Origin of the sequence: Intestinibacter sp. (genome assembly GCF_034113885.1) — a bacterium.
Classification (GTDB): domain Bacteria; phylum Bacillota; class Clostridia; order Peptostreptococcales; family Peptostreptococcaceae; genus Intestinibacter.
This window is the reverse complement of sequence record NZ_JAXEWM010000217.1, coordinates 1-21819: the sequence shown is the minus strand read 5'-3', so window position 1 is coordinate 21819 and position 21819 is coordinate 1. Positions and strand designations below refer to the sequence as shown.

General features: G+C 30.7%; 18 protein-coding genes and 2 other annotated features. Of the genes, 17 read left to right on the top strand and 1 reads right to left on the bottom strand.

Annotated features, from left to right (window positions below):
• Nucleotides 1-41 precede the first annotated feature (41 nt).
• The 3 genes from SPD90_RS13215 (at nucleotide 42) to thrS (ending at nucleotide 4462) form a co-directional block, all read left to right on the top strand.
• Complete coding sequence (locus SPD90_RS13215; protein ID WP_320925533.1) at nucleotides 42-1193, top strand: M20 family metallopeptidase; 1152 nt, start codon at nucleotides 42-44, stop codon at nucleotides 1191-1193.
• 204 nt (nucleotides 1194-1397) lie between these two features.
• Nucleotides 1398-2105 carry a putative sporulation protein YtxC gene (locus SPD90_RS13210; protein ID WP_320925532.1) on the top strand — a complete coding sequence of 236 codons (708 nt, stop codon included), beginning with the start codon at nucleotides 1398-1400 and terminating at the stop codon, nucleotides 2103-2105.
• 131 nt (nucleotides 2106-2236) lie between these two features.
• Nucleotides 2237-2463: a binding site (T-box leader), on the top strand.
• Nucleotides 2464-2542: 79 nt separating this feature from the next.
• Entirely contained in the window at nucleotides 2543-4462 is a 1920-nt protein-coding gene (gene thrS, locus SPD90_RS13205; RefSeq protein WP_320925531.1) for a threonine--tRNA ligase, read from the top strand.
• 86 nt (nucleotides 4463-4548) lie between these two features.
• Here thrS and ftsH read toward each other — a convergent pair whose 3' ends face one another.
• Nucleotides 4549-5952 carry an ATP-dependent zinc metalloprotease FtsH gene (gene ftsH / locus SPD90_RS13200; RefSeq protein ID WP_320627019.1) on the bottom strand — a complete coding sequence of 468 codons (1404 nt, stop codon included), beginning with the start codon at nucleotides 5950-5952 and terminating at the stop codon, nucleotides 4549-4551.
• Between the two features lie 489 nt (nucleotides 5953-6441).
• Between ftsH and infC the strand changes: the two genes are divergently transcribed.
• The 14 genes from infC (at nucleotide 6442) to SPD90_RS13130 (ending at nucleotide 21600) form a co-directional block, all read left to right on the top strand.
• Nucleotides 6442-7011, top strand: coding sequence for a translation initiation factor IF-3 (gene infC / locus SPD90_RS13195; protein ID WP_331680584.1), 570 nt, complete (start codon nucleotides 6442-6444; stop codon nucleotides 7009-7011).
• 43 nt (nucleotides 7012-7054) lie between these two features.
• Nucleotides 7055-7252, top strand: coding sequence for a 50S ribosomal protein L35 (rpmI, locus tag SPD90_RS13190; protein ID WP_290693282.1), 198 nt, complete (start codon nucleotides 7055-7057; stop codon nucleotides 7250-7252).
• Between the two features lie 75 nt (nucleotides 7253-7327).
• Entirely contained in the window at nucleotides 7328-7684 is a 357-nt protein-coding gene (gene rplT / locus SPD90_RS13185; RefSeq protein ID WP_320627021.1) for a 50S ribosomal protein L20, read from the top strand.
• A 157-nt stretch (nucleotides 7685-7841) separates the two neighbouring features.
• Nucleotides 7842-9221, top strand: coding sequence for a TrkH family potassium uptake protein (locus tag SPD90_RS13180; protein WP_331680583.1), 1380 nt, complete (start codon nucleotides 7842-7844; stop codon nucleotides 9219-9221).
• 23 nt (nucleotides 9222-9244) lie between these two features.
• Entirely contained in the window at nucleotides 9245-9934 is a 690-nt protein-coding gene (locus tag SPD90_RS13175) for a potassium channel family protein (RefSeq protein WP_320625581.1), read from the top strand.
• A 12-nt stretch (nucleotides 9935-9946) separates the two neighbouring features.
• Entirely contained in the window at nucleotides 9947-10744 is a 798-nt protein-coding gene (locus SPD90_RS13170) for a TrmH family RNA methyltransferase (RefSeq protein WP_320925530.1), read from the top strand.
• Between the two features lie 76 nt (nucleotides 10745-10820).
• Nucleotides 10821-11050 (top strand) — a binding site (T-box leader).
• A gap of 74 nt (nucleotides 11051-11124) precedes the next feature.
• Entirely contained in the window at nucleotides 11125-12147 is a 1023-nt protein-coding gene (gene pheS / locus SPD90_RS13165) for a phenylalanine--tRNA ligase subunit alpha (protein WP_320625911.1), read from the top strand.
• Between the two features lie 85 nt (nucleotides 12148-12232).
• Nucleotides 12233-14626 carry a phenylalanine--tRNA ligase subunit beta gene (gene pheT / locus SPD90_RS13160; protein ID WP_320925529.1) on the top strand — a complete coding sequence of 798 codons (2394 nt, stop codon included), beginning with the start codon at nucleotides 12233-12235 and terminating at the stop codon, nucleotides 14624-14626.
• Nucleotides 14627-14654: 28 nt separating this feature from the next.
• The gene (zapA, locus tag SPD90_RS13155; protein WP_320625913.1) at nucleotides 14655-15266 is read left to right on the top strand and encodes a cell division protein ZapA; all 612 of its coding nucleotides are present in this window, start codon (nucleotides 14655-14657) and stop codon (nucleotides 15264-15266) included.
• 138 nt (nucleotides 15267-15404) lie between these two features.
• Complete coding sequence (locus SPD90_RS13150) at nucleotides 15405-17819, top strand: DUF3656 domain-containing U32 family peptidase (protein ID WP_320925528.1); 2415 nt, start codon at nucleotides 15405-15407, stop codon at nucleotides 17817-17819.
• A 13-nt stretch (nucleotides 17820-17832) separates the two neighbouring features.
• Nucleotides 17833-18285 (top strand): hypothetical protein, encoded by a 453-nt coding sequence (locus SPD90_RS13145; protein ID WP_320625693.1) that lies wholly within the window; start codon nucleotides 17833-17835, stop codon nucleotides 18283-18285.
• A gap of 129 nt (nucleotides 18286-18414) precedes the next feature.
• Nucleotides 18415-18963 (top strand): flavodoxin family protein, encoded by a 549-nt coding sequence (locus tag SPD90_RS13140; RefSeq protein WP_320925527.1) that lies wholly within the window; start codon nucleotides 18415-18417, stop codon nucleotides 18961-18963.
• 27 nt (nucleotides 18964-18990) lie between these two features.
• Nucleotides 18991-20034 (top strand): M42 family metallopeptidase, encoded by a 1044-nt coding sequence (locus tag SPD90_RS13135; protein WP_320625008.1) that lies wholly within the window; start codon nucleotides 18991-18993, stop codon nucleotides 20032-20034.
• A gap of 120 nt (nucleotides 20035-20154) precedes the next feature.
• The gene (locus tag SPD90_RS13130) at nucleotides 20155-21600 is read left to right on the top strand and encodes an aminoacyl-histidine dipeptidase (protein WP_320925526.1); all 1446 of its coding nucleotides are present in this window, start codon (nucleotides 20155-20157) and stop codon (nucleotides 21598-21600) included.
• The last annotated feature ends 219 nt before the right edge of the window (nucleotides 21601-21819 follow it).

The following is a 21819-nucleotide window of genomic DNA, read 5'->3' as shown; positions in this document are numbered from 1 at the left end:
TACAATTTATATTAGAAATAATTGTATACGGAGGAATAAAAATGGAAAAAATAGTTTTTGATACAGTAGAAAAGCTTTCACCAGAATTTGAAGAAGTCAGTAAATTTATATTTGATCATCCTGAATTAGGAGACAAAGAATATATATCATCAAAATATTTAGTTGATAAAATTGCAGAGCATGGATTTGAAGTTCAATATCCTTATTGTGATATAGAAACAGCATTTAGAGCTGAATTAAAATGTGGAGACGGCCCTAAAATAGCCTTTCTTGCAGAATACGATGCTCTTCCAGGATATGGCGAAAATCACGACCAAAATGGTCACGCATGTGGACACAACTGGATTGCGGCGTTAACTTATGGCGCTTGCGTATCTCTTAGCAAATTAAAGGATTTATTTAAAGGAACTATAGTCTTTATGGGTACTCCTGCTGAAGAAACAGTAGGTGCTAAATGTGATATGGTTGATAGAGGTGCATTTGACGATATAGATGCAGTTTTCCAAATGCATTTAGGAGGAGTAAATAACTTAGATCCAATAGCTTTAGCAATGGATTCTATAGAGTTTACTTTCATAGGTGTAGCAGCACATGCAGCGGCTTGTCCACATTTAGGTGTAAATGCACTTGATGCAGTACAGCTTACATATGCAGGTATAAATGCACTTAGACAACATATAACTCCAGATGCTAGAATTCATGGAATTATAACTAATGGTGGTCAAGCACCTAACATAATTCCACACAAAGCACAATGCAGAATAACTATAAGAGCACAAAAGAGAGAGTACCTAGATAAATTAACTCAAAGGGTTATAAATTGTGCAAAGGGAGCAGCACTTATGACTGGAGCTGAATTATCTTATACAAATTTTGAAAATTCATTTGATGATTTAGTGAACAATAAAAATTTAAGAAAAATAGTTGAAAAAAACCTAATAAAATCAGGAATTACTGAATTTATAAAACCAGAAGGAAGTTCTGGTTCAAGTGATATAGGAAATGTTTCTCATGTTTGCCCAACTTACTATTGCGAAATAGAAGCAACTGAAGGTAAACCGGTATTTGTACATGAAGAAGGATTTTTAAAGGTTGCAGATAGTGAAGTTGCGCACGATAGACTTCAAAAATCAATAAAGGCTTTAGTACTTAGTGCAATAGAAGTAGCTGAAAATCCAGATATATTAAAATAATGGCTATAACACAATTTTCCATATAAAAAATGAATTAAAAAATAAAAAATAGACATAATACTATATAGATATATTTCAATTTATCCTTTGATTTGATGGAAAGGGACGATAATATTGACAAATAAGACAATACATATAAATTACTTGCCCCAGCATGAAGATCTAGTAAATTTGTTTATGAAGGATAACAGGGAGAAGTGTATTATGTGTAATAAGCATTTAAGAGATTTGGCAGTAAATATAGATATGGAAAATGAGTATAGTAAAGAAGAAACAACAAATAAAATCATAGAGCTAATTTTGATTATATTAAAAAATAAAAATTTAAAAGAATACATATGGAACAATTACAGAAATTTAAATGATGAGGAAAAGGATAAAGTATATCTAGAAGCAAAGTATTTGCTCGATAAGAAAGAACCATTTATAATAAATACAATTTACAATAAGTTGGTTGAAATTATAGATACAGGAGAATCGCTCAATATAGATGGATTTTTTAGATTTAGGATGAGGGATTTTATAGTGTATATATCTATAATTAGCGATATTGCGCTCGAAGAATATTTAATAAAAAGAGATAAAAATCAATTTATAAATACATTAAAATATTTTATAGAATCGCAAGACAGTAAAATCGATTTATTGATAATACATATAATGCAAGATGGTAATTTTAAATTTTACGATCAATATGGAATCGAGATAAAGGATAATAATACAGAGGAAATGGTAAGCATGATTATTAAAGATGATTTAAATTACGAAGATTTTTTAATAAGCACTTTGATAAACTTGTGTCCTAAGAGAATAGAGATAATAGATGATTTAAGAGATGAGATTTCTGAGGAAATTATAGAAAATATAAAAATAATATTTGAAAATAATGTTAAGGTTACTTTTAAACAGTAGTTATTTAAAAAAAGACTTTTCATAAAAAATAAAAATTTATGATTTTATATAAAATTTTGTTGATATTTAAGGTTGAATGATTTTTGAGTATCTGTTATAATCTAAATCATAAGTAGTTAAAGCAATTAAAATATTTTGCGATGAAGAGGACAAGTAAATTTGAATCTATTTTATCAGAGAGTAAGGTCATTGGCTGCGAGCCTTATAAAATAATCAAATTGAAAAACTACCTTGGAGCGGAACTTATTAGCACAGAGTGTGAAAGTGTTCGGTTGACTACCTTATAGTCATCAAGAGGATTTATTTTTATTAAATAAATCAACTTGGGTGGAACCACGAAATAATACTCGTCCCAACTTTTAGGGACGAGTTTTTTTATTTAGATTAACTATAAATTTAAAATTTATTTTGGGATATAAAATTATAGGAGGCAAAAAATGATTAAAGTTACATTAAAAGACGGTTCTGTTAAAGAATTCGAAGGCAAAGTATCAGTATTAGATATCGCTAAATCTATAAGTGAAGGTTTAGCTAGAGCTGTTGTTGCAGCTTCAGTTAATGGTGAAACAGTAGGTCTTGACTATGAAGTAAGTGAAGACTGTGAATTAAATTTATTCAAATTTGAAGATCAAGAAGGTAAAGATGTATTTAGACATACATCAGCTCATATATTAGCTCAAGCTTTAAAGAGATTATATCCAGATGTTAAGCTTGCTATAGGACCAAGTATAGAAAATGGATTCTATTATGATATAGATTTAGAACATAGAATAACAGAAGAAGATTTAGCTAAAATAGAAGATGAAATGAAAAAAATAGCTAAAGAAGATTTAAAAATAGAAAGATTTGAACTTCCAAAAGAAGAAGCTTTAAAATGGGCTAAAGACAATGATGAAATATACAAAGTTGAATTAATAGAAGAATTACCAGAAGGTGAAATAATATCATTCTACAAACAAGGTGATTTCACTGATTTATGTAGAGGACCACATCTTCCATCAACTAAAAAGGTTAAAGCAGTAAAATTATTAAACGTTGCAGGTGCTTACTGGCGTGGCGATGAAAAGAACAAAATGCTTCAAAGAATCTACGGTACTTCTTTCGAAAAAAATAAAGATTTAGAAGAATACCTACATTTAATGGAAGAAGCTAAGAAGAGAGACCACAGAAAATTAGGTAAAGAATTAGGATTATTTATGATACCAGATGAAGGACCAGGATTCCCATTATTCATGCCAAAAGGTATGGAACTTAAAAATGCATTATTAGAATTCTGGAGACAAGTTCATAGAGAAGATGGATATGTTGAAATAGAAACTCCAATAATCTTAAATAGAAAATTATGGGAAACTTCAGGACACTGGTATCACTACAAAGAAAATATGTACACTGTACAAATAGATGAACAAGATTATGCTATAAAACCAATGAACTGCCCAGGTGGATTAATTTACTATAATTCTAAACCACACTCTTATAGAGATTTCCCAATGAGAGTTGCTGAACTTGGTAGAGTTCATAGACATGAATTATCAGGTGCTTTACATGGTCTTATGAGAGTTAGAGCATTCACTCAAGATGATGCGCATATATTCATGCTGCCAGAACAAATAAAAGATGAAATAATCGGTGTTGTTAAACTTATAGACAGCGTTTATAAAGTATTTGGATTCGAATATTCAATAGAATTATCTACTAGACCAGAAGATTCTATGGGTACTGATGAAGAATGGGAAATAGCAGAAAATGGTTTAAAAGACGCTCTAGAATTCTTAGGATTACCTTATGAAATAAATGAAGGTGACGGAGCATTCTACGGACCAAAAATAGACTTCCACTTAAGAGATTGTTTAGGAAGAACATGGCAATGTGGTACTATCCAATTAGATATGCAATTACCTCAAAGATTTGATGCTACTTATATAGGTCAAGATGGTGAAAAACATAGACCAGTTATGATACACAGAGTTTTATTAGGTAGTATAGAAAGATTTATAGGTATATTAATAGAACATTATGCTGGTAAATTCCCAGTTTGGATAGCTCCAACTCAAGTTAAAATACTTCCTATATCTGATAAATTTAACGATTACGCTAAAGAAGTTAAAGATGCATTATTTGCTAAAGGCTTAAGAGTTGAAATAGATGACAGAGCAGAAAAAATAGGATTCAAGATAAGAGAAGCTCAATTAGAAAAAGTTCCTTACATGCTAGTTGTAGGTGAAAAAGAAGTTGAAGCTAAAGCTGTTTCTGTTAGATCTAGAGATAAAGGTGAAATGGGTAGCTTAGCATTAGATGAATTTATAGCTATGGTATGCAAAGAAGTTGAAGATAAAGTTAACGTAATTCAAAAATAATTAAATAATAAATAGTGGCTTATATAAAAAAAGATATCGCGATGTGGATTTGAAATTCTGTATCGCGATATCTTTTTTATATAATTTTAATTTGCTTCTTCTTTTCTAATTAAATCTTCTAATTCTTCACAAGTCATAGTTTCGTTTTCAAATAAGAAGTTAGAAACTATATGTAGGTCGTTGATGTTTTCTTTTAAAAGATTTAATGTCTTGTCGTAGCAACTATTGACGATATGGTTTATTTCTTTTTGGATGTCTTTAGATAAAAATGATTTTGCATCTTTATCGATTGTTATAAGCCCTAGTCTACTCATACCGTAATCACATACCATATTGGTTGCTATATCTGTGACTTTTTGTAAGTCATCCTTGGCTCCAGTTGATTGATGGTCGAAAATTAACTCTTCGGCTGCTTTACCAGCTAATAAAATTTGCATTTTTGAGATTAATTCTGTTTTTGTATATATATATCTATCTTCGTCTGGAAGCTGAAGAACATATCCTAATGCTTCTCCTCTAGGGATTATAGATATTTTTTGTATTTTACATAGGTTTAATATATTGCTTACAAGAGCATGTCCTGCTTCGTGGTAAGATACAATTTTCTTTTCTTTTTCGATTAAAACAGAGCTTTTAGATTCAACACCTGCTATAACTCTCTCAAGAGCTTTGTCAAAATGCTCAGAGGTTATAAGCTCACTTTGTTCTCTGACTGCGAATATTGCTGCTTCGTTAGCTATGTTTGCTAAATGTGCACCGTTAAATCCATGCGTTTTCTTGGCTAATAAATCTAAGTCTACTGATTTATCTAGTGGCTTGTTGTTAGTATGGACCTTTAAAATTTCATATCTAGTGCGGACATTTGGAGAACTTATATGAATATGTCTGTCAAATCGTCCAGGTCTCAAAAGCGCATCATCTAGAAGGTCAAGTCTATTAGTTGCACCTATTATGATTACGTTTGAATCTTTGTTGAAGCCATCCATTTCTACTAATAGCTGGTTAAGTGTTTGGTCCTTTTCATTGTTGCTTTCTAAGTGTCGTTTAGCTCCTATGGCATCTATTTCATCTATGAATATTATACTTGGAGCTTCCTTTCTGGCTTTTTCGAATAAGGTTCTAACTCTTTTAGCACCGACACCTACATATTTTTCAACGAATTCAGAGCCAGTAACGTTAAAAAATGATGAATTTGTCTCTCCGGCAACGGCAGATGCTAATAATGTTTTACCAGTTCCAGGAGGACCGTAAAATAAAATTCCTTTAGGAATTTTCGCTCCCATTTTTTGATATTTTTCTGGAGATTTCATAAAATCTACAACCTCGAATAGTTCTTCTTTTATTTCGTCTAGTCCAGCGACATCTCTAAATGTTGTTTTGGGCTTTGCACCTACTGAACCATCATTACTACAGTCCTTTTCGAGCTTTGTTTGAGCAAAAACGGGAACGGGGTTATTAAGTTTTTTAAAAAAATTGTTAAGTAAGTTCATATTTTGCACCTCAGGTAATAGAATTTTGATTTATTTTATTTTTTCCAATGATGTAAAGTTTTATTATGATTTTATAGAAAAATAAACTATGTAAACTAAGATGTCATAAATAAGTATAACCAGCTCGATTTTTATTATTCTAAAAAAATGAAATACTACAATTAAAATCTATTACAAGTAAATAGTGAAATAAGAGAGGATATATTTTACAGATGAATTATTGAGAAGAATAGGTTATAATAAAATATGGTTACAGAAATACAGTTTAGTGCATATTATATATTAATATTGTAATAAAAATAATAAATAAAAAGTAGTTGACATAGCTTAATAAAAGTTATATAATTTATACGGTAACGAGGTAGAAGATATAAAATAAGAAGAATTCATTCTCACCTTACGACGAAGGTTAGTAAGGTTAATATAAGTAAACTATCATATCCTTATGTAGGAGATGATATTAATTTTGATGACTTATAGCGGATGAATTTGTTCATTCGCTTTTTTATATTTAATATAATAATTTGGAGGTGTCCTACAATTAGCAAAGAATTATCAATCAATGATCAAATAAGAGATAAAGAATTAAGAATAATCTCTGAAACTGGAGAACAACTTGGAATAATGTCTGCCAGAGAAGCTCAAATAATAGCAAATGGAAAAAATTTAGACTTAGTAAAAATTTCTCCTAATGCTAAACCACCAGTTTGTAAAATTATGGACTACGGTAAATACAAATATGAACAAACTAGAAAAGAAAAAGAAGCTAAAAAGAAACAAAAAACAATAGCAGTTAAGGAAATAAGATTAAGACCTGGTATAGAATCAAATGACTTAAATACTAAAGCGAATAATGCTATCAAATTCCTTAAAAAAGGCGACAAGGTAAAAGTAGAACTTCGTTTTAGAGGTAGAGAATTAGGACATAAAGACATTGGTAAAGAAGTAATGCTTAAATTTATAGAAATAGTTAAAGAGTTTGGTGAACCAGTGAAAGCCCCTGCATTTGAAGGGAATAACATGGTTGTAATTATAGATCCAAAAAAACAAACAAAATAAAGAAATAGATTTAATGACGATTAACTGAGAGGAGGAAGTTATCATGCCAAAAATGAAAACTCATAGAGGAGCAGCAAAAAGACTTAGAAAAACAGGAACTGGAAAATTAAAAAGAAATAAAGCTTATAAAAGTCATATATTAACTAAAAAATCTCCAAAAACAAAAATGAACTTAAGAAAATCAGCTATAGTTAGTGAAGGAGATGCTAAGAGAGTAGCTCAATTATTACCATACAAATAAGAATAGCTAATCAGAACGGGTTAGTACAAAAAACAAAAATAAAAAATAATTAAAAAACATAAGGAGGTCATGAACATGGCAAGAGTTAAAGGCGCAATGAACGCTCGTAAAAAACATAAAAAAGTGTTAAAACTTGCAAAAGGATTCAGAGGATCTAGAAGCAAATTATATAGACCAGCAAATACTTTCGTAATGAAAGCATTACAAAACGCATATATAGGAAGAAAATTAAAGAAAAGAGACTTCAGAAAACTTTGGATACAAAGAATAAATGCAGCTGCTAGAATGAATGGAATATCTTATTCAAGATTAATGAATGGATTAAAATTAGCAGGTGTTGAAGTTAACAGAAAAATGTTATCTGAAATGGCTATACAAGATCCAGCTGGATTTGCTCAATTAGTAGAAGTAGCTAAATCTAAATTAGCTTAATTATAACATTGATTATATAAGAGATAATAGCGGACTCAATTTGAGTTCGCTTTTTTAGTATTAAATAATTTAAAGAAATTTTAATATTATTGTTAAAAAATCATATTTATCATATAATATGATTGATTTTAATAAATACAGAGGAGGCATTTTTTCATTGAGAATCATAAATAAAAATATGTTTAAATTTCTACAAAAATGGAGTGCAGTTCAGATTATAACAGTTGGATTTTTATTGATAATATTATTTGGTGCATTGGTATTATCTATGCCTGTTTGTAGTGCCGATGGTTTGAGTACAAATTTTGTAGATTCACTTTTTACGGCCACATCTGCAGTATGTGTTACGGGATTAGTTGTATTTGACACATCTGTACATTGGAGCTTATTGGGTAAGGTTGTAATAATATCTTTGATTCAAATTGGTGGTTTAGGATTTATGACAATAGCCACAATGATATCTTTAATTAGAGGAAAGAAAATCAACTTAAAGGAAAGACTAATAATACAAGAATCTCTAAATCAATTTGATTTATCAGGTATTGTAAAATTGACAAGACAGATAATTTTTATGGTTTTTATTATTGAAGCTGTCGGTGGAATTTTGCTGTCTATAAATTTTATTCCAAAATTGGGACCAGTAAAAGGCTTGATGTACGGAATGTTCCACTCAATCTCTGCATTCTGTAATGCCGGATTTGATTTGATGGGGTCTATAAGTGGACAATTTTCATCATTGACGTCTTTATACGATAATACTTTTGTGATGATAGTAGTGTCTCTATTGATAATACTTGGAGGCTTGGGATATCCTGTTATCCTAGATTTTTTAGAAAATAGAAGATTTTCTAAATTAAATGTTCATTCAAAGCTTGTAATTGTATCTACAGCGATACTTTTGCTGATAGGATTTGTATTTATATTTGCGGTAGAATATAATAATCCAGATACTCTAGGTAGTATGAATATGAAGGGTAAGCTTCTATCTTCAATATTCCAATCTACAACATTTAGAACAGCTGGATTTAATAGTATAGATTTATCCTTAGCTAGGGAATCAAGTATATTTTTAATGATAATACTTATGTTTATAGGGGCTTCACCAGCATCTACTGGTGGAGGTATAAAGACTACTACAATAGCTGTATTATTTTTAACTGTTAAGGATTTCTTGATTGGAAAGGATCAAATACAAATTTTTGAGAGAAGTATAAGCACTGAAACTATTAGAAAATCAATGGTTATATTTTTTATAGCGATATCTATAGTTATAGCTGGGACATTGACTTTATCTTTAACAAATCCTCAATTTTCTATTTTAGAATGTGCATTTGAGGTAGCATCTGCTTATGCAACAGTAGGTCTTAGTATAGGTGGAAGTCCTAACTTAAATATTATAGGAAAGTTTATAATAATAATTTTGATGTTCTTAGGAAGAGTAGGCTCATTGACTATATTTACAGCTATTTTATCAATAAACATAGCTAAAAAGGATAAAAATATAAAACGACCAAATGGTAAAATAATAGTAGGTTAATAATATATAAGAGGTATATGAGTATGAAAAAAACATTTTTTAATAATAATAGTAAAGATAAGCAATATATCGTAATCGGGTGTGGTAGATTTGGTTCAGCTGTAGCTACAAAAATGAGTGAATTTGGAAATGAAGTAATGGTCATAGATAAAGATGAAGATGCAATTGATGATATAGCTGAAAAAGTAACACATGCAGCAATATTAGATGTAACTGATGAAAGAAGCTTGAAAAGTATTGGATTAGGAAATTTTGATGTGGCAATAGTTGCACTTAGCGCTGATATAAGAGCTTCTATTATGGCTACAATTATGGCTAAGGAATTAGGTGTACCTAAAATAGTATGTAAGGCAAAGGATGAATTACAAGCAAAGGTTTTGTACAAGGTTGGAGCAGACAAGGTAGTTTTTCCAGAGAGAGATATGGGAGTTAGATTGGCGTATAGTCTAGCATCAGAAAATATTTTAGACCAAATTAATTTAGATCCAGAGTATTCTATTATAGAGATTGTAACTCCTCAAAGCTGGGTTGGAAAGACAATAATAGAATTAAATTTAAGAGCGAAATACGATATTACAGTGCTAGCTGTAAAAACAAAGAGTGGTCTAAAGGTAATGCCTTCTCCAAAGTATAAAATGGAGGAAGAAAATATTTTAGTTATCATAGGTAATATAGATAAGATAAATGACATAATTTCAAATCAAGAATTTTAATTAGGAGGGCTAATGATTAATATTATAAAGAGTAAAGACAACGACAAAGTTAAATATACAAAGTCTCTATTAAAAACTAAAGCTAGAAATAAAGAAAAGAAATTTATAATCGAAGGATATAGAATTTTAACTCTAGCATTAGAATGTGATGCAAATTTAGAGTATGTTTTTATAAATGAAGAATTTGAAAAGAAACAAGAGCATAAGTCATTTTTAAATTTATTAGAAAATAAAGGAATAAAAATATATAAAGCTGTAAATAAAATTTTCTTAGAAATGGTAGATACAGAGAATACTCAGGGGATTTTAGGAGTATTGAAGTATAAAGAAAGAGATTTAGTAAATAATATAAGTGGGAATCACAAGTTTGTTTTAATTTTAGATAGAATACAAGACCCTGGTAATATGGGAACTATAATAAGAACTGCTGATAGCGCTGGCGTAGATGCTATTATACTTTTAAAGGGATGTGTAGATATCTATAATCCAAAGGTAATCAGATCTACTATGGGTTCTATATTTGATATGAATATAATTCACTCTACTCAGGATGAAGCAGTCGATTTCTTAAAAGAAAATGACTTTAATATAGTATCTAGCTATCTACAGACAGATAATTATTACCACGAAACTAATTACGAAGGCAAGATTGCATTAGTAATAGGAAACGAGGCAAATGGCATTAACGATGACCTAATTTCTAAGTCAGATAAGCTAATAAAGATTCCTATATATGGCAAGGCAGAGTCATTAAATGCAGCAATAAGTGCCGCTATACTGATGTATGAGATTAAAAAATATTTAATTTAATATGTTGAAAGCCAAAAATACATATGTTATAATGAGTTGTATCACGAAAACGTGAAATATTTTCAAATAAATACCAAAAGTTACGATGAAGGAGAAAAGTATTTTAAATAATTCTATACAGAGAATAATACCTAGGCTGGAAGTATTAAATAGATAGTTTAAGAGAAGTTCGCTCTAGAGTATCGAGGCTGAAATAAAAGTAGGCTTTGACGTTTGAAGCGCGTTAAGTTTCTTCGAGTGGTTTATGAGCATTGTGTTTATAAGCTACTAGGGTGGTACCGCGAAATGATAGCTTTCGTCCCTAGCTGGGATGAAGGCTTTTTTTATTTAGAAAAATAATTAGAATTTTAATAATAAAATTTGGAAAGGGTGAAATAAACGTGAAAGATCAATTACTTAAATTAAAAGAAGCTGCTTTAGAAGATATAAAAGCTACTTCTGCTATGGAAGAATTAGATAGCACAAGAGTAAAATATTTAGGAAAAAAAGGTGAATTAACTAAATTATTAAAAGGTATGGGGAAATTATCTTCAGAAGAAAGACCAGTTGTAGGTAAGATTGCCAACGAAGTAAGAGAAGCTATAGAAACATCAATAAACGATAAAAAAGTTGAAGTTAAAAGAATAGAACAACAAGCTAAATTACAATCAGAAGTTATAGATGTAACTATGCCAGGTAAAACTTTCAATGTAGGTAAAAAACATCCAATAACTCAAATAATAGACGAAGTTTCAGAAATATTCATGGGAATCGGATTTTCAGTAGTTGAAGGACCAGAAGTTGAAACAGTAGAAAATAACTTCGATGCATTAAATGCACCAAAAGACCATCCATCAAGAGATATGACTGATACATTCTACTTTAACGAAGAATTATTACTTAGAACTCAAACATCTCCAGTTCAAATAAGAACAATGAGAAGTCAAGAGTTACCAATAAAAATAGTTTCTCCAGGTAGATGCTTCAGAAATGACTCATTAGATGCAACACATTCACCAATGTTCCATCAAATAGAAGGATTAGTTGTAGGTAAAGATATAACAATGGCTCAATTTAAAGGAACTGTAGAAACTTTCGTTAAGAAGTTATTCGGAGAAAACACTAAAACTAAATTTAGACCACATAACTTCCCATTCACAGAACCAAGTGCAGAAGTCGACGTTAGTTGCTTCAAATGCGGTGGTAAAGGATGTTCAATGTGTAAAGGAGAAGGTTGGATAGAAATATTAGGTGCAGGTATGGTTCATCCAAATGTACTTAGAAATTGTGGAATAGACCCTGAAGTTTATTCTGGATTTGCTTTCGGTATGGGTGTTGAAAGACTTGCAATGCTTAAATATGAAATAGACGATATAAGACTTTTAGTTGAAAATGACATAAGATTCTTAGATCAATTTAAATAAGAATTATTTTAGATATAAGATTTTATAAGAAAATTCGATATAGATTTAAATAATATAAATTTAAATAAAAATTAGGAGGAAAAAAATGTTAGTACCTGTAAAATGGCTTAAAGATTACGTTGATATAGATATAGATTCAGTGGAATTCGCTGATATGATGACAATGACAGGAACAAAAACTGAAACTGTAGAATTTTTTGGAGAAGGAATAGAAAATGTAGTAGTTGGAAAAATAGTAGAATTAAAACAACATCCAAATGCTGACAAATTAGTAGTTGGTCAAGTAGATATTGGAAATGGAAAAACAGTTCAAATATGTACAGGAGCTCCAAACGTACACGAAGGAGATATAATTCCAGTAGCATTAGACAAATCTAAATTACCAGGAGGAGTTGAAATACATACTTCTGAATTAAGAGGTGTATTATCAGAAGGTATGATGTGTTCTGCTAAAGAATTAGGAATAGATGAATTCTATGTAGGAGACGAAAGTAAAAATGGTATATACCTATTAAATAACTTCGAAGGTATGGAATTAGGAAAAGACATCAAAGAAGCATTAGGCTTATACGATGCAGTTATAGACTTCGAATTAACAGCTAACAGACCTGACTGTAGATCTATGATAGGTATAGCTAGAGAAGCAGCTGTAACTATAGGTAAAAAAATAAAATATCCAGAAATCACAGTAAAAGAATGTGATGAAGAAATAGATTTCGACGTAAAAGTTGAAAATCCAGACTTATGTATGAGATACGGGGCTAGAATAGTTAAAGACGTTAAAATAGGACCATCTCCATACTGGATGCAAAGAAGATTAATAGAAGCTGGCGTAAGACCAATAAACAACATAGTTGATATAACAAACTTCGTAATGCTTGAATATGGTCAACCACTACATGCTTTCGACTTAAACCAAGTTCCAACAGGAAAAATAGTAGTAAGAACTGCAAAAGAAGGAGAAAAATTCACTACACTAGATAACGTAGAAAGAACATTAGATGACCAAATGTTAGTTATAACTGACGGTGAAAAATCTATAGGTTTAGCTGGTGTAATGGGTGGTTTAAATTCAGAAATAACTGATGAAACTACAGAAGTTTTATTCGAAGGTGCAGCATTCAACGCTGAAAACATAAGAAGAACTTCTAAGAAATTAGGACTTAGAACAGAAGCTTCAGGAAGATACGAAAAAGGTGTTGCTACAGAAACTTCAAAAACTGGTGTTGAAAGAGCTTGCCAATTAGTTGAAATGCTAGGATGTGGGCGTGTTCTTAAAGGAATAGCTGAAGACTATCCAACTAAACAAGAAAAAGTAGTATTAAACGTAAATCCATCTAGAATAATCAAAAACATAGGTGCTCCTATAACTCTAGATGAATTTGTTAAAATAATGGAAGACTTAGAATTCAAATGTGATTTAAAATCACCAGAAGAAATAGAAATAGAAGTTCCAGATTACAGATTAGATATGGAACAAGAAGCTGACGTATACGAAGAAATAGCTAGAATCTACGGCTACGATAAAATACCTTCAGCACAATTAGAAGGAAATGCAACTGCTGGTGTAAAAACTGACAGACAAAAATTCATGGATAAAATAAAAGATACTGCAACAAGTATAGGATTATATGAAATATTAACTTATTCTTTCGTAAGTCCTAGATCATTAGACAAAATAAAATTACCAGCAGATAGTCCTAAGAGAAATTATATAAAATTATTAAATCCACTTGGAGAAGATACTTCTATAATGAGAACAACTATGATGCCATCTACATTAGATGTATTATATACTAATGCTTCTCGTAAGGTAGAACAAGCTCTAGTATTTGAATGTGGTCATACATTTACTCCACAAGAAGGTCTTCCAATAGAAAACAATCACTTATGTATAGGTATGTATGGTAAGGATGTAGATTTCTTCGTATTAAAAGGATCTATAGAAAAAATATTTGAAGCAATAGGATTTAAAGGTTACGAAATTATACCAGAAACTAATAATTCTACATTCCACCCAGGTAGATGTGCTACAATAATGTATAAAGAACAATATGTAGGAACATTTGGTGAAGCGCATCCAGAAGTTATAGAAAACTATAACTTAACACAAAGAGTTTATCTTGGTGAAATAGACTTAGATTTAGTATACGATAATTCAGATAGAACTATAATTTACAATCCATTACCAAAATATCCTTCAACTTCAAGAGATATAGCTCTATTAGTTAAAAAGGACGTATTCGTAGGTCAAATAGAAGAAATAATAGAAGCTAATGGTGAAGGCTTAGTTGAAAGCTATAAATTATTCGACGTTTATACAGGCTCTCAAATAGCTGATGGATATAAATCAGTTGCTTATTCTATAACTTATAGAAGCAAAGATAAAACTCTTACTGATGAAGATGTAGCTAAGGTTCATGATAAAATTTTAAGTGAGTTAGAAACAAAACTAGACGCTAAACTAAGAACAAACTAACTCATCTTTTGGTAGGGGGAATTAGTTAATGAACAAAGTAACAGTGACAATCCAAGGATCGAATTATGCAATGGTCGGAGAGAAGACTGAAAAAGAAATACTTAGAGTAGCAAATTATGTAAATAGTGAAATGGATAAATTAAAAGAAAGTGCTCCTAATCTTAGTTCACTTCAAGTATCCATATTAACATCACTAAATATGGCAGATTTATTATTTGAATGTTCAAGTGAAAATGAGGCTCTATTAAATCAAGTGGAGGAGCTCAAAGAAAAGCTAGGTCAACCAAATGAAGAAGTAGAGGCTAAAATAGCTGAATTGATGAATTCAATAAGTGCTAAAGAAAGAGAGCTTGTTGAGAGTAAATTCGAGATAGAGAGATTAAATGGTATAATTTCTGATCAAGAAAAGCAAATTGACAATTTGAGTAATGTTACAAAAGGTAGTAAATCTGAAATAGAAGATTACAAAGCGCAAATAGAAAGTTTAAAGGCGTCATTAGAGGAAGTAACAGAAAGAGCTAAGGTAGCTGAAAATCTTTCTTCTGAATGGCAAAATAAATCTTTCAATTTGCAATTAGCAATAACTGAATTGGAAAATCGACTTAAAGAAGGTATAGTTCCAATAACAGATCAAGAATAATATCAAATAATATAAATAAAGCTCTATCGATGGAATAAGTCGATAGAGCTTTTTATTTATTATGCTTGAGTTTTATGGGATAGTAGTGTATTATGAGGTGATGATGGAATACGAATTTTAATAAATAGGAGAAATAAAATGAAAAATATAGAATTACTGGCTCCTGTTGGGTCCTTTGACTCATTAAAGGCAGCTGTACAAAATGGAGCAAATGCAGTTTATCTAGGTGGAAAAGATTTTAGTGCTAGAGCATCTGCAAATAATTTTGATAGAGAAGAGCTTATAGAAGCAGTTAAATATGCTCATATAAGAGGTGTCAGAGTTTTCGTTACTACGAACACACTTATAAAGCAAAATGAAATAGAGGATTTTGTTGAATATGCTAAATTTTTATATGATATAGATGTCGATGCTCTTATAATGCAGGATATAGGAGTGGCTATGCTTATACATAGACTATTACCTGATTTTGAATTACATGCAAGTACTCAGATGGTAGCACATTCTTTAGAGGATGTGAAATATTTGGAAAGTATTGGGTTTAAAAGAGTCGTGCTTGCGAGAGAGCTGACTATAGAAGAAATCAAATATATTTGCGACAATACAGATGTTGATATAGAAATTTTTGTCCACGGGGCACTTTGTGTTTGCTATTCTGGTGGATGTCTGATGAGCAGTATGATCGGAAATCGTTCTGGAAATAGAGGAAGATGTGCACAGCCTTGCAGACAAAAATATAAGCTAATAGACATATCTACAGGTGAAGAAATCCACAACAAGGGAGAATATCTTTTGAGTACAAGAGATTTAAATACTATAGAGGATGTGGATAAAATAATAGAAAGTGGCGTTTTATCCTTGAAAATCGAGGGTAGAATGAAGAAACCAGAGTATGTAGCGACAGTTATCAACAGTTATAGGGAGGCTATAGACGATTATCTTGAAAATAAAAAGGTAAAAATATCCACAGATACAATGGAGGATTTATACACTATCTTCAATAGAAAATTCACAAAGGGTCTTATTTTAGGTGAAGTAGGTTCAGAAGTTATGAACAGCAACATACCAAATAATCAAGGTCTATATGTAGGAAAGGTTGTGGATTACAATAAAAAAGCCAAGCGATTAAAGATAAAATTAGAGGGCACTCTAAAAAAAGGCGATGGAATAAACCTAGGTGGAGGAACTATAGGAAGAATTATAAAGGGTAAAGAAATCTGCAAAGTAGGTCACAAGGGTGAAACTATAGAAATAGATTTTATAGGAGAGGCTAGAAAAAATCAAGTTGTCTATAAAACATCTGATACAGATTTAATTGATAGAGCACAAAAGACTTATACTCAAGATAAAGAATTAGTAAAAAATTTAATAGATGCAGAAATTACAATTAAATTAGATGAATATCCACAATTGACATTGGCAGATAAAGAGGAAAATTTTGTAACTGTTAAAGGGGATAAATTAGTAGAAAAAGCGTTGAAGGTAGCATTGAGTGAAGAAAAAATAGAAACTCAAATGAAAAAATTAGGAAATACACCTTACGAAATCGACAACCTAATAATAAATTTAGACGATGGAGTTAGTATGCCTATTAGCTTGATAAATCAAATGCGTAGAGATGCAATTGAATTATTAGATGAGGCTAGAATTCCTGTAAAGGGTAGAGCATATAAACAAAGTAATATAAGCTATACTCCTAAGAAACAAAGCAAAAAATACGAACCGAAAATTAGAGTAAAAATAAACAATTTAGATGCATTAAAAGCAATAGTTAGTTTAGAAATTGACACAATTTACTATGAAGACTTAAAGACCTTAGAGCAAGCTATACAAATAGCTAAAACAAACAATAAAAAATTAATCTACAGTGCTCCTAGAATAGTTAGAAATAAAGAATATAAAATTCTAGAAAAATATAAACAATACTGCAAAGAAGATGTACAAATATCTGCACTAGGACAAGTGAAATTTTACAAAGAAAACAATGAGAATGTGACTTTAAATGTAGATTACTACTTAAATCCTTTTAATAGCGAGACAATAAATCATTATAAAAAAGAAGGCGCAAAATCTCTTTGTATTTCACAAGAATTAAATATAAGCGAGATAAAAGAGACTACAAAATACACAGATTTAGAAATAGAGACAGTAGCTTACGGATATATTCCGATGATGATAAGTGAATACTGCCCAATGGGTGTGCTTACTAGAAACTGTAAAAAAGACAAAAGATGTGTAGCCTGTAACGAAAGTAAATACGCACTTAGAGATTTTAAGGGAGAGGAATACAGAATATCTCAGGGATTATTCTGTAGAAGTACAATATATAATTCAAGACCGAATTGCCTGATAAACGAAATAGAGGAGCTTTTAGATGCTGGAGTAAGCGTATTTAGATTGGATTTCACACATGAGGATACGGGTTTAATAGTCAAAATTACACATGCCTTTATAGACACGATAAAAAATAATTGTACGGTTAATTCAAAGGCACAAGAATTATTTGATGAATTAGATACAACATTGGGACATCTATATAAAGGAATAGATTAAAGAGGGGATTTTTATGAAGAAAATATTGATGATATTATTGATCGTAATTCTATCTGTGGGATGTAGCAAAGATAGTACTACACAAGAAAAATCAACAGATAAGACTTCTACTAAAAGCGAACAAACTTCAGCACAAAATACCTTACAAATACAAGACGTAGAGGGATATTGGGAGTATAAAGGCGAGGATGAAAGCGCATTATTAAAATTCGACTGGAAAATGAATTTAGATTTATATTACAGCGATGGTTCTCGTGAAGAGTGTAGCTATGAGGTAATCGAGTCAAATGAAAACAGTATAGATATAAATATAAAAAATGGTGATAAAACTACTCCTGCAACTATAAAAACAGATGACCACGGAGAAACTCTAACCTTAGAAAAGGACGAAAAAGAATATTATTTCGTTAGAATACCAAAGGATCAATTCTATGTAAAATTAGTTGAGGATTATAAAGAAGAATAGTTTTGGAAAGCAGTTCAAATTATTACAATTAGTGATATAATATATTTAAAGAGAGGATTTAGGCATGATATGCTTGAATTCTCTCTTTTAAAATATATTATTTAGTTAAATAAAAGGAGAGATTGAACAATGAGTAAAGTTGTAGCATTTATGACAAGTCCAAGAAAAAATGGATATTGTTCAAAGGTATTAAATAAAGTTATAGAAGGTGCAAAATTAAAAGGTGCAGAAGTAATAGTATACGATTTAAATGAAGAGGGAGTAAAAGGATGTCAAGGGTGTAACTATTGTAGAAAAAACGAAGGCTGTGCAACAAAGGATAAATTACAACCAATGTACAAAGATATAGAAGAAGCAGATGCAATAGTTGCTGCATTTCCAATATATTTCTACAATATATCAGGACAAGGTAAGATACTTATAGACAGATTATATCCAGTTATAGATTCAAGCTTTGCACCTAGATATCCAGGTAAAAAAGCTATTACAATATACGCTCAAGGGGCAGATAATGCCGATGTATTTAAGCCTCAAATAGATGAAATAAATAAATTCTTCAAAGCATTTGGATGGGATTTAGAAAAAACATTTGTGGTTGCTGGAACAAGCTCACCAGGATTTAAATTAGATGATAAATTAATAGAAGATGCTATTAAAGCAGGAGAAGCATTAGTTTAGACAAAATGTATTTTTTAGGAGGGTATTATGAATTTTGAACTTTATAAAGATTTTTTGGTTAAAACTGCTAAAGAACTTCTTGCAATTGACAGTCCTTCTGGATTTACAAAAAATGTGACAGATTATGTGTATAATATTGTAAAAGAAATGGGATATCCTGTTCGTTGCAATAATTTAGGAAATGTAATCGTAACAGTAGAAGGAAATATTGACGATCATTCAGTTGCATTGTCTTCACATATTGATACACTAGGACTTATGGTTCGTTCTATTACTAATGATGGATATTTAATGACTACACCAATTGGATCTCCAATTCTTCCAACATTAGATGGAGAATATTGTAGAATTCATACTCATAGTGGTGATATATATACAGGAACAGTCCTTTCACTTTCACCTGCTATACATGTTTTCCCTGATGCATCTACACGTCAAAGAGATGATAAAAATATGGCAGTTAGAATTGATGAGGTTGTACATACAAAAGAAGAAGTAAAGTCATTGGGAATAAAAGCAGGAGATTTTATATGCTATGATCCAAAGACAACTTTTACTGATAGTGGTTTCTTAAAATCAAGATTTATTGATGATAAGGGATGTGCTGCATTGCTTATCACTATTTTAAAGATTATGAAGGATGAAAATTTAATACCTAAAAATCTTACTTATTTTTGTTTCACTACACATGAAGAGATAGGTTATGGTGGAGCTACTCTTCCATCTGATGCTGAAGAACTTTTAGTTGTTGATATGGGATGCGTAGGAGATGATCTTAGTTGCACAGAACAACAAGTTTCTATTTGTGCCAAGGATAATGTTGGACCATATGACTATGAAATGGTAAATCGTTTAATTACGTTATCTGAACAATTTGGAATTAATTATACAACTGATATTTATCCTAGATATTCTTCTGATGCTGCTGCACTTTGGCGTGCTGGATATGATACTAGAGCAGCTCTTATCGGACCTGGTGTTCACGCATCACATGGTATGGAACGTACACATATTGATGGACTTATGAATACGATGAAATTAATTGCTTCCTATATTGGAATTAATAAATAAAGATAGAGATAGTTTGTTATGGATAATTCAAAATAAATAATTATAATCTAATATTGATTCGTAAATTTTGGTATACTATACTAATTGATAGAATAAACAAAACAAGGAGTTGACGTTAAGATGAAAAATATATTAGAAGGGCTAGAACCTCAATCTGTTTTAAATTACTTCGAACAAATATCTAGAATTCCTAGAGGCTCTGGAAATGAAAAAGCTATAAGCGATTATTTATGCAATTTTGCAAAAGAATTAAATCTAGAATACATACAAGATGAACACCTAAATGTCATCATCAAGAAAAAAGCGACTGAAGGATACGAAAACTGTCCTGGTGTAATACTTCAAGGGCATATGGATATGGTCTGCGAAAAAAACAAAGCTTCTAACCACGACTTTTTAAACGATCCTATCCAATTGAGAGTTGACGGCGATATGATTTACGCAACTGATACTACTTTAGGTGCAGATGATGGTATCGCAGTAGCTTATGCCATGGCTATTCTTGCTTCTGATGATATAAAGCATCCAAACCTAGAAGTCCTTATAACTACTGACGAAGAAGTTGGTATGACTGGTGCTATAAATTTAGATGCTAGCAATTTAAACGGAAAATACATGATAAATATAGATTCTGAAGAAGAAGGATTTATATTAGTGGGATGTGCTGGTGGTAATAGAAACTGCATTAGTCTACCACTTGAGTTTACTGATTCAGACAAGCAAGGTATCTTAATAGAGCTAAAAGGTCTTGTGGGCGGACACTCTGGCTCTGAAATAGATAAAAACCATGCTAATTCAAATAAATTAATGGGTAGAATTTTAAATTTATTAGATGTAGATTACGATTTAGTTAGTATAAACGGTGGCCTAAAACAAAATGCTATACCTCGTGAATGCGATGCCGTTGTAGCTGTAGATAAAAAAGATTTAGACGAATTTAAAGCTCAAATATATGATATACAAAAGATATTCAACCACGAATACCAAGTATCAGACCCTGACATAAAAATAGAAATAGGTGAAGCTTCTTTCGATAAAGTACTGACTGATGATTGCAAATATAAAATTATAAAAATATTAAATCTAATTCCTAATGGAATTCAAACAATGTGCGCCGATATTCCTGGATTAGTTGAAAGCTCTACAAACATAGGTGTAGTAACAACAAAAGAAAATACTATGCTATTTGAAAACGCAACAAGAAGCTCTATAGGAACTAGAAGAGAAGATATAAATTACAAGATAAAATTACTAGCAGACTGTGTAGGTGCTGACTATGAAGAAACTGATCCATATCCAGAATGGGAAAGAGCTATTGATTCTAAACTAGAAAAAATCAGCTTAGAAACATATAAAAAACTAACTGGTAAAGATGCTCAAATCATCACAATCCACGCTGGACTTGAATGCGGATTATTCCTTCAAAAAATGGAAGACTGTGAAGCAATCTCAATAGGTCCTAATACTTACGATGCTCATACTCCGAATGAACATATAAGTATTTCTTCTATACAAAATGTATGGCATTATTTGATAGCTTTACTTGAAAATATGAATGAGTATTAAAAATAAAATATTTATTAAATAAAAGGTTGTTACAAAATAAAGTAAAATATATTTTGCAACAACCTCTAAAATATTTTTCTATATTAAAATTAATTATATTTAATAATAAACCTATCTTTATTTATTAATTCCAATATAGGAAGCAATTAATTTCATCGTATTCATAAGTCCATCAATATGTGTACGTTCCATACCATGTGATGCATGAACACCAGGGCC

Bases quoted from the DNA above. Each gene is read 5' to 3' on its own strand.
- SPD90_RS13215 (WP_320925533.1), top strand. From the start codon at position 42: ATGGAAAAAATAGTTTTTGATACAGTAGAAAAGCTTTCACCAGAATTT.
- SPD90_RS13210 (WP_320925532.1), top strand. From the start codon at position 1,398: ATGTGTAATAAGCATTTAAGAGATTTGGCAGTAAATATAGATATGGAA.
- thrS (WP_320925531.1), top strand. From the start codon at position 2,543: ATGATTAAAGTTACATTAAAAGACGGTTCTGTTAAAGAATTCGAAGGC.
- ftsH (WP_320627019.1), bottom strand. From the start codon at position 5,952: ATGAACTTACTTAACAATTTTTTTAAAAAACTTAATAACCCCGTTCCC.
- rpmI (WP_290693282.1), top strand. From the start codon at position 7,055: ATGCCAAAAATGAAAACTCATAGAGGAGCAGCAAAAAGACTTAGAAAA.
- rplT (WP_320627021.1), top strand. From the start codon at position 7,328: ATGGCAAGAGTTAAAGGCGCAATGAACGCTCGTAAAAAACATAAAAAA.
- SPD90_RS13175 (WP_320625581.1), top strand. From the start codon at position 9,245: ATGAAAAAAACATTTTTTAATAATAATAGTAAAGATAAGCAATATATC.
- SPD90_RS13170 (WP_320925530.1), top strand. From the start codon at position 9,947: ATGATTAATATTATAAAGAGTAAAGACAACGACAAAGTTAAATATACA.
- pheT (WP_320925529.1), top strand. From the start codon at position 12,233: ATGTTAGTACCTGTAAAATGGCTTAAAGATTACGTTGATATAGATATA.
- zapA (WP_320625913.1), top strand. From the start codon at position 14,655: ATGAACAAAGTAACAGTGACAATCCAAGGATCGAATTATGCAATGGTC.
- SPD90_RS13150 (WP_320925528.1), top strand. From the start codon at position 15,405: ATGAAAAATATAGAATTACTGGCTCCTGTTGGGTCCTTTGACTCATTA.
- SPD90_RS13145 (WP_320625693.1), top strand. From the start codon at position 17,833: ATGAAGAAAATATTGATGATATTATTGATCGTAATTCTATCTGTGGGA.
- SPD90_RS13140 (WP_320925527.1), top strand. From the start codon at position 18,415: ATGAGTAAAGTTGTAGCATTTATGACAAGTCCAAGAAAAAATGGATAT.
- SPD90_RS13135 (WP_320625008.1), top strand. From the start codon at position 18,991: ATGAATTTTGAACTTTATAAAGATTTTTTGGTTAAAACTGCTAAAGAA.
- SPD90_RS13130 (WP_320925526.1), top strand. From the start codon at position 20,155: ATGAAAAATATATTAGAAGGGCTAGAACCTCAATCTGTTTTAAATTAC.